We start from the raw sequence: 16,566 nt of genomic DNA, 5'->3' as shown, positions 1-16,566 counted from the left end.
CACGACCGTGGCGCGAAGGTGGTGGCCACCGCATTCGCCGACCTGGGCTACGACGTCGACATGGGCCCGCTCTTCCAGACCGCCGAAGAGTGCGCCCGCCAGGCCATCGAGAACGACGTGCATGCGGTGGGTGTCTCCACGCTCGCCGCGGGCCACAAAACGCTGGTGCCGGCCATCATCGAGGCGCTGAAGAAGCAGGGCGCCGACGACATCATCGTGTTCGTCGGCGGCGTGATCCCGCAGCAGGACTACCGCTTCCTCTACGAAGCCGGCGTGAAGGGCATCTACGGCCCGGGCACGCCGATCCCGGCCAGCGCGAAGGACGTGCTGGAGCAGATCCGCAATGCACAGGGCCTCGCCTGAGCACGCCGATGTCGGCCTCCTCTGAACGGCCCGCGCTGGCGCTGTCGCCCGCGGGCGACGGCGATTTCGAAGCGTTGTTGTCGCTGCGGCTGGCTGCGATGCGCGAAAGCCTGGAACGGTTGGGCCGCTTCGATCCGCAGCGCGCCCGCGAGCGCTTGTCGCGTGGCTACCAGCCGGCGCACACCCGCCACATCCTGCGTGGGGGCGAACTGGTCGGCTTCGTCGTCGTCGTGCCGCGCGACGACGGCTGGCAGCTCGACCATCTCTACGTGCATCCGAGCGCACAGGGCGAAGGCATTGGCTCTTGGGTGCTGGAACAGGTGCTGGCCGAGGCCGATGCGGCGCACCAGCCGGTGTCGGTGACGGCGCTCAAGCACAGCGATGCGAACCGCTTCTACCAGCGCCATGGCTTCGAGCTGCAGGCCGAAGGCGAGTGGGACTGGTTCTACTTGCGGGCGGCGCGATGAGCCTGGGCGAGGCTGACCAAGCCCTGCTGGACCAACTGCTGCATGGTGATGCGGCGCCGCGCCGGCGCGCGACCGCCAAGACCATCACGTTGCTCGAATCGACACGCGCGGACCATCGGCTGCGTGCCGACGAACTGCTGAACGCGCTGCTGCCGGCGACCGGTCGCTCGTTTCGTCTGGGCATCTCCGGCGTGCCCGGTGTCGGCAAGAGCACCTTCATCGAAGCGCTGGGTTTGCATTTGATTGGCCAAGGTCACCGCGTGGCGGTGCTGGCCGTCGATCCATCGTCCAGCGTCTCGGGCGGTTCGATCCTCGGCGACAAGACGCGGATGGAGCATCTGTCGGTGCATGAGTCGGCCTACATCCGACCCAGTCCCTCAAGCGGCACGCTGGGCGGCGTGGCCGAGCGTACGCGCGAGAGCCTGCTGGTCTGCGAGGCGGCGGGCTACGACATCGTGATCGTCGAGACGGTCGGCGTCGGCCAGAGCGAAACAGCCGTCGCCGGCATGACCGACATGTTCGTGCTGATGCAGTTGCCCAACGCCGGCGACGATCTGCAGGCGATCAAGAAGGGCGTGATGGAGCTGGCCGACCTGGTGGTGATCAACAAGGCCGACATCGACGAAGCCGCGGCGACGCGGGCGCGGGCGCAGATCACGTCGGCGTTGCGGCTGTTCGGGCTGCACGGTCACCCGGACCATCAACACCACGACGCGACCGTCTGGCACCCGAAGGTGATCCAGCTGAGCGCGTTGAAATCCACCGGCCTGGCCGAGTTCTGGCAGACCGTCAGCGATTACCGGCAGGTTCAAACCAGCAGCGGCCGTCTGGCCAGGCGCCGCCACATGCAAGACGAAGCCTGGATGTGGGAACGCATCGACGCCGGCTTGAAGAGCCGCTTTCGCGCCCACCCGGCCGTGCGCGAGCATCTGGCCGGCCTGCGCGCGGAGGTGCGCGAAGGCACGCTCGCCGCATCGGTCGCCGCACGCCGCCTGCTCGACCTCTTTCAATAGTTTCCGAGGAGAACATCCGACCATGCACGACATCCTGCAAATGCTCGAGGAAAAGCGCGCGAAGGCGCGCTTGGGCGGCGGCGAGAAGCGGATCGCCGCCCAGCACGCCAAAGGCAAGCTGACGGCGCGCGAGCGGCTCGAGCTGCTGCTCGACGAAGGCAGCTTCGAAGAGTGGGACATGTTCGTCGAGCACCGCTGCGCCGACTTCGGCATGGCCGACAACAAGATCCCCGGCGATGGCGTGGTCACCGGCTACGGCATGATCAACGGACGCCTCGTCTTCGTCTTCAGCCAGGACTTCACCGTCTTCGGCGGCGCCCTGTCGGAGGCGCACGCCGAGAAGATCTGCAAGGTGATGGACCAGGCGATGAAGGTCGGCGCGCCGGTGATCGGCCTGAACGACTCGGGCGGCGCGCGCATCCAGGAAGGTGTCGCATCGCTTGGCGGTTATGCCGATGTGTTCCAGAAGAACGTGCTGGCCTCGGGGGTGATCCCGCAGATCTCGATGATCATGGGCCCGTGCGCCGGCGGCGCGGTGTATTCGCCCGCGATGACCGACTTCATCTTCATGGTGAAAGACTCGTCGTACATGTTCGTCACCGGCCCCGAGGTGGTGAAGACCGTGACGCACGAGGAAGTGACCGCGGAGGAGCTGGGCGGTGCGATCACCCACACCGGCAAGAGCGGCGTGGCAGACCTCGCGTTCGAGAACGACGTCGAGGCGCTGCTGATGCTGCGGCGATTCTTCAACTACCTGCCGCTGAACAACAAGGACAAGGTGCCGGTGCGCCCGAGCGGCGATCCGGCGACGCGTGTCGATGCTTCGCTCGACACGTTGGTGCCGGACAACCCGAACAAGCCGTACGACATGAAGGAGCTGATCCTGAAGGTCGTCGACGACGGCGACTTCTTCGAGATCCAGCCTGACTACGCCAAGAACATCGTCATCGGCTTTGCCCGCATGGAGGGCGCCACCGTCGGCGTGGTGGCCAACAACCCGATGGTGCTGGCAGGCTGCCTGGACATCAAGAGCTCGATCAAGGCGGCGCGCTTCGTGCGCTTCTGCGATGCATTCAACATCCCGATCGTCACTTTCGTCGACGTGCCCGGCTTCATGCCCGGCACCTCGCAAGAGTACGGCGGCATCATCAAGCACGGCGCCAAGCTGCTCTACGCCTACGCAGAGTGCACGGTGCCGAAGATCACGGTGATCACGCGCAAGGCGTACGGCGGCGCCTATGACGTGATGGCCTCGAAGCACCTGCGGGGCGATGTGAACTTCGCCTGGCCCAACGCCGAGATCGCGGTGATGGGCGCCAAGGGCGCGGTGGAGATCATCTTCCGCGAAGACAAGGGCGATCCGGCCAAGCTGGCTGCGAAGGAGGCCGAATACAAGGCCCGCTTCGCCAACCCCTTCGTCGCTGGCAGCCGCGGCTACATCGACGACGTGATCCAGCCGCACGAGACGCGCAAACGCGTTTGCCGCTCGCTGATGATGCTGAAGGACAAGAAGCTCGACAACCCGTGGCGCAAGCACGGCAACATTCCATTGTGAGCGCGTGATTCGTTGCAGGCCCAACGACCAAGCTCAGGGCGAACGGCGAGGGAGCGTATTTCTTCCCCGTTCGGGCTGAGCTGGTCGAAGCCCAGCGCATAACACCTACGGAACCAATATGTTCAAGAAGATCCTCATCGCCAACAGAGGCGAGATCGCTTGCCGGGTGATCAAGACCGCGAAGAAGATGGGCATTGCCACGGTCGCGGTGTACTCCGAAGCCGACAAGGATGCCCGCCACGTCGAGCTGGCCGACGAGTCGGTGCTGCTCGGCCCGGCGCCCAGCCGCGAGAGTTACCTCGTCGCCGACAAGATCATTGCCGCCGCCAAGCAAACCGGCGCCGAGGCCATTCACCCCGGCTATGGCTTCCTGTCCGAGAACGAGGCCTTCGCCAGGCGGGTTGAAGAAGAGGGCATGGTCTTCATCGGGCCCAAACACTACTCGATCGCGGCGATGGGCGACAAGATCGCGTCGAAGAAGTTGGCGAACGACGCCAAGGTCAACACCATCCCCGGCTACAACGATGCGATTTCCACGCCGGAGCAGGCGGTGGATATCGCCAAGGGCATCGGTTATCCGGTGATGATCAAGGCCAGCGCAGGTGGTGGCGGCAAGGGCCTGCGCGTGGCCTTCAACGACAAGGAGGCCTTCGAGGGCTTCTCGTCGTGCCGCAACGAGGCGCGCAACAGCTTTGGCGACGACCGGGTGTTCATCGAGAAGTTCGTCGAGGAGCCGCGCCACATCGAGATCCAGGTGCTGGGCGATGCACACGGCAACGTGGTCTACCTGCACGAGCGTGAATGCTCGATCCAGCGCCGCCACCAGAAGGTGATCGAGGAGGCGCCATCACCGTTCATCAGCGACGCGACGCGCAAGGCGATGGGCGAGCAGGCCGTGGCGCTGGCCAAGGCCGTGAAGTACCAGAGCGCAGGCACCGTGGAGTTCGTGGTCGGCAAGGACCAGAGCTTCTACTTCCTCGAGATGAACACCCGGCTGCAGGTGGAGCACCCGGTCACCGAGTGCATCACCGGCCTGGACCTCGTGGAGCAGATGATCCGCGTTGCCGCCGGCGAGAAGCTGGGCTTCACGCAAGCGCAGATCAAGCGCGAGGGCTGGGCGATTGAATGCCGCATCAACGCGGAAGACCCATTCCGCAACTTCCTGCCGTCGACCGGGCGGCTGGTGAAGTACCAGCCGCCCGAGCAGACATTGGAAGCCTCGGTGCCGACGCTGCAGGGGGGCGAGCCGCTCGGCGGCGTGCGCGTCGACACCGGCGTCTACGAGGGCGGCGAAATCCCGATGTTCTACGACTCGATGATCGCCAAGCTGATCGTGCACGGCAAGGATCGGTTGGAGGCGATCGCCCGCATGCGCCAGGCGCTGAACGGATTCGTGATCCGCGGCATCTCGAGCAACATCCCGTTCCAGGCGGCGCTGCTGGCGCACCCGAAGTTCGTCTCGGGTGACTTCAACACCGGCTTCATTGCCGAGCACTACAGCCAGGGGTTCAAGGCCGAAGACGTGCCGCATGACGACCCGCTGTTCCTGGTGGCGCTGGCGGCTTTCGTGCGGCGCAAGGCGCGCGAACGCGCGGCCGGCATCAGCGGGCAGGTGCCAGGTCATGGCGTCGAGCACGCGTCGGACCTGGTGGTCGTGGTGCTGGGTGCACAGGGGCAACACCAGCATCACGCCGTCCAGGTGATCAACTACGACGCTGCGGCCGGTTCGGCGGATGTGCATGTGGGGGCTCGCCACTATGCGATACAGAGCCACACCAAGCTGGGCGACGTGCTGATGACCGGCCGCTGCAACGGGCAGCCGTTCTCCGCCCAGATCGAGTCTGGCTGGGCCAAACAGCCGCTGGCGATGCGCGTGGCCCACAACGGCACGCAGATCGACGCACTGGTACTGCTGCCGCGCGCGGCCGAGCTGCTGAAGCTGATGCCCTACAAGGCGCCGCCGGACCTGAGCAAGTTCCTGCTGTCGCCGATGCCGGGCCTGCTGGTCGACGTGGCCGTGGCGCCGGGGCAGAAGGTGCTGGCCGGCGAGAAGCTGGCGGTGATCGAGGCGATGAAGATGGAGAACATCCTCGTCGCGACACAGGACGGCGTGGTCGGCGAGGTGCTGGCGAAAAAGGGCGAGAGCCTGACGGTCGACCAGCCGATCATCGCGTTCGCCTGAGGCGCCAGATGACGACAAGACGCGAAGTGCTGCAAGGCGCGGCGGCCTGTGCGGTGACAGGTTGGGTGACCACCGGCTGCGCCTTCGAATCTCCGGCCGCCGCGGCGCTGCCGGAGGCCGACTCTGCGCCGGTGACCTTGCAGCGCATCAGCATCGGCTCGTGCGCCGACCAGTCCAAGCCGCAGCCGTTCTGGAACGTGATCGGCGCCGACGCGCCGGATCTGCACCTGTTCTGCGGCGACAACGTCTACTCCAGCGCGCCGCCGTGGCAGGCCGAAACGCTGCGCGCCGACTACGCGACGCTGGCCGCCAAGCCCGAGTTCGCGCGGTTTCGCCAGCAGGTGCGTCACCTGGCGATCTGGGATGACCACGACTACGGCTCGAACGACGGCGGCGCGGAGTTCGACCACAAGGCCGAAGCGAAGGCGGCCTTCCTCGACTTCTGGGCCGTGCCGGCGGGTGACGAGCGTCACGGGCGCGAGGGCCTGTACCACGCACGCCGCTTCGGCCCACCCGGTCGCTGCGTGCAGGTGCTGATGCTCGACGTGCGCTGGGCCCGTTCGCCGTGGATGCCGACCGACCACCGCGATGCGCCCGGCAAGCAGCGTTACGTGCCGACCACCGACACCGAGCGCACGCTGCTGGGTGAGACGCAATGGCAATGGCTGGCGGCGCGCCTGGCCGACCCGGCCGATGTGCGCGTGATCGTTTCCGGCATCCAGGTCATCGCCGAGGGCCACGGCTTCGAACACTGGGGCCTGATGCCGCACGAGCAGCAGCGCCTGCTCGACCTGATCGGCCGCACGCGCGCCAACGGCGCCGTGCTGGTCTCGGGTGACCGCCACATCGGTGGCGTCTATCGCCGCACGCAAGGTGCGCCGTACCCGATCACCGAGTTGACCTCCAGCGGCCTGACGCACGCCTGGGCCAGTGCGAACGAGCCGGGCCCGAATCGGCTGGGCGACCTGGTTCGCGCCAACCACTACGCACTGATCGACATCGACTGGGCGCGCCGCCGGCTGGCGCTGCGCCACCACGACGTCAAGGGCGGTCCGCCCCTGCAGCAGCACGAACTGGCGCTCGACAGCCTGACCGTGCCGGCATGAACGAAGAAAGCCACACGATGAGCACCAAACCTTTTCGCATCCTCGGCATCCAGCAGATCGCCATCGGCGGCCCGAGCAAGGACAAGCTCAAGGCCCTGTGGGTCGACATGCTGGGCCTGACGGTGAAGTCCACCTTCGTCAGCGAGCGCGAGAACGTCGACGAAGACATCTGCGCGCTGGGTGAGGGCGTTCACGCGGTCGAGGTCGACCTGATGCAGCCGCTGGATCCGCAGAAGAAGCCGGCCGTTCACGCGACGCCACTGAACCACGTGGGGCTGTGGGTCGACGATTTGCCGAAGGCTGTGGACTGGATGGCGGCGAACGGGGTTCGCTTCGCGCCGGGTGGCATTCGCAAAGGAGCGGCGGGCCACGACATCTGCTTCATCCACCCCAAGGGCAACGACGAGTTTCCGTTGGGGGGAGAAGGTGTACTGATCGAGCTGGTGCAGGCGCCACCCGAGGTGGTGGCGGCGCTGCGGCCGGCCGGCTGAGCGCCGGCGGCGTGAATCAGGCTTCTGCCTTGGCTTTGGCCTTGGCCTTGTTGCCGGCCTTGTTCGGCGGCACTTCCTTCGGGGCCGGCTTCGCGGCGATGTAGGTCACCTTGCGGACGATCTTGGCCTCGGCGCCTTCGCCCTTGGTGACCTCGTTGACCTTGAAGCGGCCCAGCATCGGCACGGTCAGGTCGCCCTTCTCGACCGCCACCACGTTTTCGCGGATGACCGTCAGCACGGCCTTGACGATTTGCTCGGCCTTCTTGTCGGCCAACTCGCCGATGATCTTCGCGTCTTTGGCGCGCACGGCCGCAATGATTTCAGAGGGCTTCAATTCAGTGACTCCTTCGGTGATGACAGGGAATGGCTGGTGACGATCGATGCTCGTTTACCGCCATACGCAAGAATGGGTCCAGCTCCGGCCGAGCAGGTGCCTGTGGCTTTCGGCCGGCGGCACATTGTCCTCGTGTTGGCCCGCCAAACCGAGGTAGCAATAAGTAACTGGGCGCAATCGCTCCAGCGTTTCAAGGGGCTGCCATCAGGTGTTTGGTCAAGACGGCCTCGAAGCGGTGATCCCGGCAGGGCCGAGTTGACGTGGAACATTCTTCTGCATCGGCAGGCCTGCTATTTTTGCGCGCGGTGGTTGCCGAGACGTCCCGCAACGGTCAGCCTGACAGAAGCTTGTCAGCCTGCCACGATGAAATTCACGACTACACCGCCGACAGGAGCCTGGGATGACGAGTTACGCCGATTTCTACCGCCGCTCGATCGACGATCGCGACGGCTTCTGGCGCGAACAGGCCGCACTGATTGACTGGCAGCGGCCATTCGACCAAGTCTGCGATTACAGCGAGCCGCCGTTCGCGCGCTGGTTCGTCGGTGGCACCACCAACCTGTGCCACAACGCGGTCGACCGGCATCTGAAGGACCGCGCCGCGCAGAACGCGTTGATCTTCGTCTCTACCGAAACCAACCTGGAGCGTGTCTACAGCTACGCCGAGCTGCACACCGAGGTGCAGCGCATGGCAGCCAGCCTGCTGGCGTTGGGCGTGAAGCCGGGTGACCGGGTGCTGGTCTACATGCCGATGATTCCCGAGGCTGCATTCGCGATGCTGGCCTGCGCGCGCATCGGGGCGATCCACTCTGTGGTCTTCGGCGGCTTTGCGAGCGTCAGCCTGGCGGATCGCATCGACGACGCCGAGCCGGTGGCCGTGGTCAGCGCGGATGCCGGTTCGCGCGGCGGCAAGGTGGTGGCCTACAAGCCGTTGCTCGATGAGGCGATTTCGCTGGCGAAGCACAAGCCGGCCAAGGTGTTGATGGTCGATCGCGGCCTGGCTCCGTTCAACAAGGTGGCCGGCCGCGACGAAGACTACGCCGGCCTGCGCGAGCGGCATCGCGACGCCAGCGTGCCCTGCGCGTGGCTGGAGTCCATCCACCCCAGCTACACGCTCTACACCTCGGGCACGACGGGCAAGCCCAAGGGCGTGCAGCGCGACACCGGTGGCTACGCCGTGGCGCTGGCGGCCAGCATGAAGCACATCTTCTGCGGCCAGCCCGGCGAGACCTACTTCTCGACGAGCGACATCGGCTGGGTTGTCGGCCACAGCTACATCGTCTACGGCCCGCTGATCGCCGGCATGGCGACCATCATGTACGAAGGGTTGCCGATCCGCCCCGATGCGTCGATCTGGTGGAGCCTGGTCGAGAAGTACAAGGTGACGGCGATGTTCAGCGCGCCGACTGCCGTGCGGGTGCTGAAGAAGCAAGACCCGGCGGCGCTGCACAAGCACGACCTGTCGTCGCTGCGAGCGCTGTTCCTCGCCGGCGAGCCACTGGACGAACCGACCGCGACCTGGATCGCCGAAGCCCTGGGCAAGCCCATTATCGACAACTACTGGCAGACCGAGACTGGGTGGCCGATCCTGACGATCTGCAACGGTGTCGAGAAAGCACCGTCGAAGTTCGGCTCGCCGGGCAAGGCAGTCTACGGCTACGACGTCAAGCTGATCGACGAGTCGACCGGCGAAGAGTTGAAAGCACCGAACCAGAAGGGCGTGGTCGCGATCGCCGGCCCGTTGCCGCCAGGCTGCATGCAGACGGTGTGGCGCGACGACGCGCGCTTCGTCAAGACTTACTGGTCCAGCATCCCGGGCCGACAGTTGTACTCGACCTTCGACTGGGGCATCCGCGACGAAGACGGCTACTTCTTCATCCTCGGCCGCACCGACGACGTGATCAACGTGGCCGGCCACCGCTTGGGCACGCGCGAGATCGAAGAAAGCATTGCCAGCCACGCCAACGTGGCCGAAGTGGCGGTGGTCGGCGTGGCCGATCAACTCAAAGGGCAGGTCGCGATGGCCTTCGCGGTGTTGAAGGATCCGACCCGAGCGGCCGACGCGGCCGGCGTCCTGAAGCTCGAAGGCGAGATCATGAAGGTCGTCGACGACCAGCTCGGCGCAGTCGCGCGGCCGGCTCGGGTGCGCTTCGTCACCGTGCTGCCCAAGACACGCTCGGGCAAGCTGCTGCGCCGCGCGATTCAGGCGGTCTGCGAAGGTCGCGATCCGGGTGACCTGACGACGATGGAAGACCCGGCGGCGCTGCAGCAGATCAGGGAATTGGTGGAAAAGTAACCAAATGTTTGGCTTCGGCTGTGGCTACCGTGTCGCCAGCGGGAAGGAAGCCCAGACAATGCGCGGCCGCTTCGGCTGAACCCCTCCTTCTCTGACCGTTCATGTTGTATTCGTTCCGGCGCATCGTCGCCCTCACCGCCACCTTGTCCGCCGTTCTGCTTGCCGCCTGTGGCGGCGGCGGCAGCGAACCAGCCACCCGACTGTCCTATGACACCGACCGGATTCGGGCCACCGCATTCCGTGACCAGATGGCCGACACCAATGCGTTCGAAGACGCAAGCGTGACGCTCTCCGTTACCGCGACTGACCCGCCTGACGGCGATACCTACATCGCTGTGCAGGACAGCGGCTCTGGCTTTGGTGGTCGGCCGATCGAGGTGGTGCAGTTGTCCGATACCAGCTTCCAGGTCAAGCTGTACCCTCAAGTGAACCTCGCGTCCGGCGTTTACCAGGGTCAGCTCACTGTGGTGCTGTGCAAGAACCAGGCGTGCAGCAGTCACCATCCTGTGGAGAATGCTTCGCTGCCCTACGAGGTGACGATCACGCCGCAGCTGCAGGCTGAGGTCAAGGTCAACGGGAACGTGCTGTCATCGCTGACTTCAGATATCGGCAACAACAGCATCGGCGTCGAATCCACCGACGACGAGATGGTGGTGGAGTTCACCTCTTCCATTCCGACTTCCGTGCATCACAGCTCTGGCCCGAGCATGCTGCAAGTGGAGATCGACCCGTCTTCCACCGACACCTACTGGAAGCTGCGCGTGACCAAGCCGCAGCACTACTCTGGTGGCGGCTTGGGGATCAGTCTGTGGCCGGAAGATTCCAGCAAGAACATCCAGCACGATGTCACGCTCAACGTGGACTTGGTGCCTCCCGCCGAGTAAACCGCCTGCCAGTAAGACGTGAGCAGGGCCCCGGCAGGGGCCCTGCGCGCATTTAGGCCGCGGGCGTCAGTTCACCCGAATCGGGATGTACGTTGCGTTGTTCTCGGAGACGGCGTCCGCCACGACGTGGCCGATGTCCACGACCGTGCCGACCCAGTAGTTCCAACCGCTGACCAGATCGCTCGGGATCGTCACCGTGCGCCGATAGGTCAGCACGTCACCGCGCGACAGCGTCATGCCGGTGTTCGTGCCCAGCCAGCGGTCAGCAGTCGAGATGTAGTCGTCGTTGGACAGATACCAGCCGGTGTCGACCGTCTGGGTGTCACGGCCATTGTTCTCGTAGGTGAACTCGACCTGGACCGTCTGACCCTTGTTGACCCGGTAGCCGGTTTCGGTTCCGACCGTCACGGTCGGCAGCAGCGTGCCGAACGCGTCGTAGACAGCCGTCCTGACGTGGCGCGAGTACTCGCCGCTGGCGTACGAATACTTCCAGTGCGCAACGCCCAGGTCCTGCCAGCTGTATGACCAGGGGCCGTAGAGGTAGGTCGCGCCGTCGGCCGCGTCTTCGCCCAGGTAGCCGTGCGCCCACGAGCCGTTGGCCCAGATGTGCTCGAAGTCGGCGCCCATCACGTTGTACTCGGTGTTCACATGCAGCAGGCCCAGCGCGTGGCCGAATTCGTGGATACCGGTGCCTTGCAACTGGCGACGGCTGCCGCCGTACATGATCAGGCTGTACTTCGACTCATCGGCCGTCCATTGGAACGGCGCGTTGTAGTCGAAGATCACATCGGCTTCGTCTCGGTGGGAGACGACACCGAAGAACCAGTAGCAGGTGTCGTACCAGTAGGCGATGGCGGGCGAGCCCCCCAGGATGCCGCCATCGGTGCTGCCCCAGGTTTCGCTTTGGCCGTTGCCCAGGCCAAGGCCGTCGGTGTCGGTTGTCGATGAGAACCAGAACGGCGTCGGATTCTGATTGGTCAGATTGAGCGTGCGCTGGATACCGTTGCGCCAGTAGCCATCAGGGAAGCTCACCGGGCTGATGCGCACCTGCGGGTTGTTGGTGGCCCATTTGACGGGCACGCCCAGGCAGGTATTGACTCGGTAGGCGAAGGCGGGGGTGGCGCTGAGGCACGCCAAGGCGGCCGCGGCGAGTGTCAGTCTTGCTTTCATGACGATGCTTTCGAAATAGGTTTCAAGGCAAAGGCGCGAGCCTGGTGCTCACTGCTGCTTGAGCTGGGTGATGGCGGCGGCTTCTTCAGCCGCGCTGCGGGTCGAGCCGGCGCGATCGGCGCGCACCTTCGGCGGAATGGCCGCTTGCGTGGACGGCGCCGCGATGCGGGCTTGCGCATCGATGCTTTCGAAAGCCGGGCTGCCTTCGGCGCGGGCGACGGACAGGCCAGCCAGCTTGGAAACAAAGCTGTCGGCCGACATCGTGCGCCCGGTGATCGGCGCCGCCGTACCGCTTTCCTGACCGGTCCCATGGCCGCCACGGTCTGACCCCGAACGGCCACCATTGATCGCCGACATCTCGATCATGGCCGGCGCTTGCGCTTCGTAGCGCTGGCGCGCTTCAGTGGCGGACAAGCCCTGGCTGGCGATCGCCTGGCGCGCTTCGGCGTTCTTCATCAGCGCGTCGAAAGAAGGCCGCGGAAAGCGGATGGTGCTCAGCTCGGCCGGCGTTTCGCCGCTGGCGACGACGCGGCCCGACTCGACGCGCAGCACCGGCGTGCCCGTGCCGTCATACACCAGCCCGTTCAGCACGCGGAAGCGTCCATCCGCGCAGCCTGCCAGCGCGCAACCCTTGCTGCCGTTGCCCTGCACGAAGAGGATGTCTTCATCGCCGAGCTGGAACACCGGCACGTTGGAGGCCTGCATGAAGCGGCCGCGGCCATCCGGACCACCGATGAAACGCAACGTGAATGAAGCAGCACCGACGTTGCCTTGCAGCGGTTTGACGACGTCGAAGGTGACGATCGTGTGCGGCACGCCAGGCTGGCCCTTGGCGGCCTCGGACTGCGCATATTCGACCTTGCTGACACGGCTGTGCACGATGAAGCGCGACGCGGTGGCCAGCTCGTTCAGCGTGGCGGCCGCGGCGGGCACCGAAGCGACGATGCCACTGGTCAACAGGCAGGCGGCGGCAAGCGCCGAGAGGGTACGACCTCGGTTCAACATGGATTTCTCCTGGGGAAAGATGGAACGCTTGCATCGGGCTGCAAGCCGGTGAGGGCCTTGTCGACGGACCGAGGTACGGCTGCAAACGGCTTCTTCCCGAAGGCCGATGCGCCCTCAACGCCGACAAGGTACGGGGCGGTGAAAACAGCGACGCTCCGCGAGAAGAACTCTAGGGCGACGGTCCCGTCGCAAGCATCCCCTGAGTAGTGAACGCAGGCCCCCGAGCTTAGGGGTGGCTGCTTGAGCGGCGGACGACGCTGCGCGCAACGAAAACGGTTTCGCCACCAGAGCGAATGCCGCTATCCTTCGTGCCGCGCGAAGCCTTGCTTGGCTACTTCCGTGTGCGCGGTACGAAGCCTTCGTTCACCATTGGTACCGCGATGGGCTGCTGGCGCCGGGCTTACCGGTCAGGTGCCAGCCCCGGCCGTTGGCCCTTACAGGGGCTTGCGCGGTGCGGGTGAAGGCGGGCTGTCGCGCCCCAATTCCTTTGTCATGCGTTTCGACCTCGTCACCCTCAACCTTGTCCTCGCGATCGCCGACTCGCGCAGCATCACGCGCGCGGCGGAGCGTGAGCACTTGGCGCTGGCGGCGGCGAGCAAGCGGTTGAAAGATCTGGAGACGCGGCTGGGCGTGCAGCTGTTCGAGCGACGCGCCCGGGGCGTCGAGCCTACCGAGGCGGGCAGGGCGCTGGTGCGCCACATCCGCAGCCTGAACGCATCGCTGCATGCGCTGGAAAGCGAGGTGGTCGAGTTCAGCCGCGGCATCAAGGGGCACCTGCGCATCGCAGCCAATGCGGCGGCGATCGCCGAGGCGCTGCCGGCGGACTTGGCGGCGTTCTCGCGCGAGCATCCGCAGATCCGTATCAGCCTGGAAGACATGACCAGCGCGAACGTGCAGCAGGCCGTGGCCGAAGGGCGGGCCGATGTCGGTGTGTTTGCGCCACCGCTGACCGACCAGCGCCTGGCGACCTGGCCCTATCGGGCCGGCGAGCTGGCGGTGGTACTGCCGAAGGGGCACGCATTGGCCAGAGGCCGGGGGGGCCTGCGCTTCGACGCGCTGCTCGATTACGACATGGTGGGGCTGCACATCGGTGCGTCGGTGCACGAGCTGATGCTGCAACGCGCGCTGGAGCGTGGCCGCACGCTGAACGCCAGGTTGCAGGTGCGCGGCTTCGATGCCATTGCCCAATTGGTTGGCGAGGGCCTCGGTGTCGCCGTGCTGCCGGCGGTGGTGGCCGAGCGCTTCGCCAAGCTGTTCGCGATCAGCGTGCGGCCGCTGGACGAGCCCTGGGCGCACCGGCGCTATCTGCTGGCTGCCCAGGCGCAAGAGGTGCTGCCGACGGTGGTGCAACGCTTCGTCGACCGGTTGGCCGGGCTGGCGTCGGCGGCCGACGCCGCCGACGCCCACACTGCCCCGAATCCCTGACAATTCACCTTCTGGCCGCGCCCCGAGGCGGCCGCCTGAACGAAAAGCCTGCCATGACCGCACGCACCCTGTACGACAAGCTTTGGGACGAACACGTCGTCCACACCGAGGAAGATGGCACGGCCACCCTCTACATCGATCGCCACCTGGTGCACGAGGTGACCAGCCCGCAGGCCTTTGAAGGGCTGGACATTGCCGGCCGCAAGGTGTGGCGCCTGTCGGCCAACCTGGCCGTCAGCGACCACAACGTGCCGACGACCGACCGCTCGCACGGCATTGCGGATCCGGTGTCGAAGCTGCAGGTCGACACGCTCGATTCGAACTGCGACCGTTTCGGCATCACGCAGTTCAAGATGAGCGACAGGCGCCAGGGCATCGTGCATGTGATCGGCCCCGAGCAGGGCGCCACGCTACCGGGCATGACGGTGGTCTGCGGCGACAGCCACACCAGCACCCATGGTGCGTTCGGCGCGCTGGCACACGGCATCGGCACCAGCGAAGTCGAGCACGTGCTGGCCACGCAGACGCTGCTGGCCAAGAAGGCCAAGAACATGCTGGTGAAGGTCGAAGGTGCGCTGCCGAAGGGCTGCGGCGCCAAAGACGTGGTGCTGGCCATCATCGGCAAGATCGGCACGGCCGGCGGCACCGGCTACACGATCGAGTTCGCCGGCTCGACGATCCGCGGCCTGAGCATGGAAGGCCGGATGACGGTCTGCAACATGGCCATCGAGGCGGGTGCGCGCGCCGGCCTGGTGGGCGTGGACGACACGACGACCGACTATGTGAAGGGCCGGCCGTTCTCGCCCAAGGGTGTCGAGCTGGAGCAGGCCATCTCCTACTGGCGCACCCTGCACACCGACGCCGGCGCGCACTTCGACAAGGTGGTCGAGATCGACGCGACGCAGCTGCGACCGCAGGTCACCTGGGGCACCTCGCCCGAGATGGTGCTGTCGATCGAGGACCGGGTGCCGGACCCCGACAAGGAAAAAGACAGCGTCAAGCGCGGCGCGATCGAACGCGCGCTGCAGTACATGGCGCTGGAGCCGAACAAACCGATCAGCGACATCCGCATCGACAAGGTCTTCATCGGCTCGTGCACCAACAGCCGCATCGAAGACATGCGCGAAGCCGCCGCGGTGGTGCGGCGCTTGGGAGGGCGCATCGCCGCCAACGTGAAGTTGGCGCTGGTGGTGCCGGGTTCGGGCCTGGTCAAGGCGCAGGCCGAAGCCGAAGGGCTGGACAAGGTTTTCACGGCGGCCGGCTTCGAATGGCGCGAGCCGGGCTGCAGCATGTGCCTGGCGATGAACGCCGATCGGCTGGAGCCGGGCGAACGCTGCGCATCGACCAGCAACCGCAATTTCGAAGGCCGCCAGGGCGCCGGCGGCCGCACCCACCTGGTCAGCCCGGCGATGGCCGCCGCGGCGGCGATGGCCGGGCACTTCGTGGATGTGCGCCGCGTGTCCTGACGAAGGAGTGGGGATCATGAAGAAGTTGTCGATCACCCTGATGACTTTGGCGTGGCTGGGCTGGTTGTCCGGCTGCAACACGGTGGAAGGCTTTGGCAAGGACATGCAAAAAGCCGGCGAAAAGATCGAAGAAACAGCCAAGAAGAAATAAGGACACCGATGCAAGCCTTCACCCTCCACAAGGGCCTGGTGGCCCCAATGGATCGCGCCAACGTCGACACCGACGCGATCATCCCGAAGCAGTTCCTGAAGTCGATCAAGCGCACAGGCTTCGGCCCGAACCTGTTCGACGAATGGCGCTACCTGGACCAGGGCGAGCCGGGCCAGGACCCGGCCACGCGCAAGCTGAACCCGGACTTCGTGCTGAACCAGCCGCGTTATGCCGGAGCGTCGGTCCTTTTGGCGCGTGACAACTTCGGTTGCGGCTCGAGTCGCGAGCACGCGCCGTGGGCGCTTGAGCAATACGGCTTCCGCGCGCTGATCGCACCGAGCTTTGCCGACATCTTCTTCAACAACTGCTTCAAGAACGGCGTGTTGCCGATCGTGTTGCCCGAGTCGCAGGTGGCGCGGTTGTTCGACGAGGTCAACGCCTTCCCTGGCTACCAGCTGACGATCGACCTGCCGCGCCAGGTGGTGGTGAAACCCGATGGCAGCGAGCTGGCCTTCGACGTGCAGCCTTTCCGCAAGTACTGCCTGGTCAACGGCTTCGACGACATCGGCCTGACACTGCGCCACGCCGACAAGATCCGCGCGTTCGAGTCCGAGCGGCTGGCCCGCATGCCCTGGCTGAACCAACGCGTGCTCTGAGC

General features: G+C 65.8%; 15 protein-coding genes and 1 pseudogene. 13 read left to right on the top strand and 3 right to left on the bottom strand.

Annotated elements, in window-relative coordinates:
- The 7 genes from VFY73_RS21335 to VFY73_RS21305 all read left to right on the top strand — a co-directional run.
- On the top strand, positions 1-363 hold a 363-nt coding region (locus VFY73_RS21335; RefSeq protein WP_329722560.1), incomplete at its 5' end, for a cobalamin-dependent protein.
- 8 nt (positions 364-371) lie between these two features.
- Entirely contained in the window at positions 372-830 is a 459-nt protein-coding gene (locus VFY73_RS21330; RefSeq protein WP_329722558.1) for a GNAT family N-acetyltransferase, read from the top strand.
- Positions 827-1,843 carry a methylmalonyl Co-A mutase-associated GTPase MeaB gene (gene meaB, locus VFY73_RS21325; protein ID WP_329722556.1) on the top strand — a complete coding sequence of 339 codons (1,017 nt, stop codon included), beginning with the start codon at positions 827-829 and terminating at the stop codon, positions 1,841-1,843. The genes VFY73_RS21330 and meaB overlap by 4 nt, the downstream gene beginning before the upstream one ends.
- 22 nt (positions 1,844-1,865) lie before the next feature.
- The gene (locus VFY73_RS21320; protein WP_329722554.1) at positions 1,866-3,398 is read left to right on the top strand and encodes an acyl-CoA carboxylase subunit beta; all 1,533 of its coding nucleotides are present in this window, start codon (positions 1,866-1,868) and stop codon (positions 3,396-3,398) included.
- Between the two features lie 118 nt (positions 3,399-3,516).
- Positions 3,517-5,580 (top strand): acetyl/propionyl/methylcrotonyl-CoA carboxylase subunit alpha, encoded by a 2,064-nt coding sequence (locus VFY73_RS21315; protein WP_329722553.1) that lies wholly within the window; start codon positions 3,517-3,519, stop codon positions 5,578-5,580.
- A gap of 8 nt (positions 5,581-5,588) precedes the next feature.
- Positions 5,589-6,686, top strand: coding sequence for an alkaline phosphatase D family protein (locus VFY73_RS21310; protein ID WP_329722552.1), 1,098 nt, complete (start codon positions 5,589-5,591; stop codon positions 6,684-6,686).
- A gap of 17 nt (positions 6,687-6,703) precedes the next feature.
- Complete coding sequence (locus tag VFY73_RS21305) at positions 6,704-7,177, top strand: VOC family protein (RefSeq protein ID WP_329722550.1); 474 nt, start codon at positions 6,704-6,706, stop codon at positions 7,175-7,177.
- 16 nt (positions 7,178-7,193) lie between these two features.
- Here VFY73_RS21305 and VFY73_RS21300 read toward each other — a convergent pair whose 3' ends face one another.
- The gene (locus tag VFY73_RS21300) at positions 7,194-7,511 is read right to left on the bottom strand and encodes an HU family DNA-binding protein (RefSeq protein WP_329722548.1); all 318 of its coding nucleotides are present in this window, start codon (positions 7,509-7,511) and stop codon (positions 7,194-7,196) included.
- A 397-nt stretch (positions 7,512-7,908) separates the two neighbouring features.
- Here VFY73_RS21300 and VFY73_RS21295 point away from each other — a divergent pair.
- Together VFY73_RS21295 and VFY73_RS21290 are read left to right on the top strand one after the other, a co-directional pair.
- Positions 7,909-9,807, top strand: a pseudogene (locus VFY73_RS21295) (propionate--CoA ligase); the annotation flags it as partial.
- 101 nt (positions 9,808-9,908) lie between these two features.
- Positions 9,909-10,691 (top strand): hypothetical protein, encoded by a 783-nt coding sequence (locus VFY73_RS21290; RefSeq protein ID WP_329722546.1) that lies wholly within the window; start codon positions 9,909-9,911, stop codon positions 10,689-10,691.
- Between the two features lie 66 nt (positions 10,692-10,757).
- Here the strand turns inward: VFY73_RS21290 and VFY73_RS21285 are convergent, their stop codons facing one another.
- A complete protein-coding gene (locus VFY73_RS21285) occupies positions 10,758-11,861 on the bottom strand; it encodes a matrixin family metalloprotease (RefSeq protein ID WP_329722544.1) in 1,104 nt (367 codons plus the stop codon).
- A 48-nt stretch (positions 11,862-11,909) separates the two neighbouring features.
- Entirely contained in the window at positions 11,910-12,866 is a 957-nt protein-coding gene (locus tag VFY73_RS21280) for a hypothetical protein (protein ID WP_329722542.1), read from the bottom strand.
- Positions 12,867-13,358: 492 nt separating this feature from the next.
- On the opposite strand from VFY73_RS21280, the gene VFY73_RS21275 reads away from it, so the two are divergent.
- The 4 genes from VFY73_RS21275 to leuD are packed head-to-tail and all read left to right on the top strand — an operon-like array spanning position 13,359 to position 16,564.
- A complete protein-coding gene (locus VFY73_RS21275; protein ID WP_329722540.1) occupies positions 13,359-14,291 on the top strand; it encodes a LysR family transcriptional regulator in 933 nt (310 codons plus the stop codon).
- 53 nt (positions 14,292-14,344) lie between these two features.
- Entirely contained in the window at positions 14,345-15,757 is a 1,413-nt protein-coding gene (gene leuC / locus VFY73_RS21270; RefSeq protein WP_329722538.1) for a 3-isopropylmalate dehydratase large subunit, read from the top strand.
- Positions 15,758-15,773: 16 nt separating this feature from the next.
- Complete coding sequence (locus VFY73_RS21265; protein WP_329722536.1) at positions 15,774-15,908, top strand: entericidin A/B family lipoprotein; 135 nt, start codon at positions 15,774-15,776, stop codon at positions 15,906-15,908.
- An 8-nt stretch (positions 15,909-15,916) separates the two neighbouring features.
- On the top strand, positions 15,917-16,564 hold the full coding sequence (gene leuD / locus VFY73_RS21260) for a 3-isopropylmalate dehydratase small subunit (RefSeq protein ID WP_329722534.1): 648 nt from the start codon (positions 15,917-15,919) through the stop codon (positions 16,562-16,564).
- Positions 16,565-16,566 lie beyond the last annotated feature (2 nt).

Source organism: Ideonella sp., assembly GCF_036277275.1.
Taxonomy (GTDB): domain Bacteria; phylum Pseudomonadota; class Gammaproteobacteria; order Burkholderiales; family Burkholderiaceae_C; genus Ideonella.
This window is presented reverse-complemented; position numbering and strand designations above follow the sequence as displayed.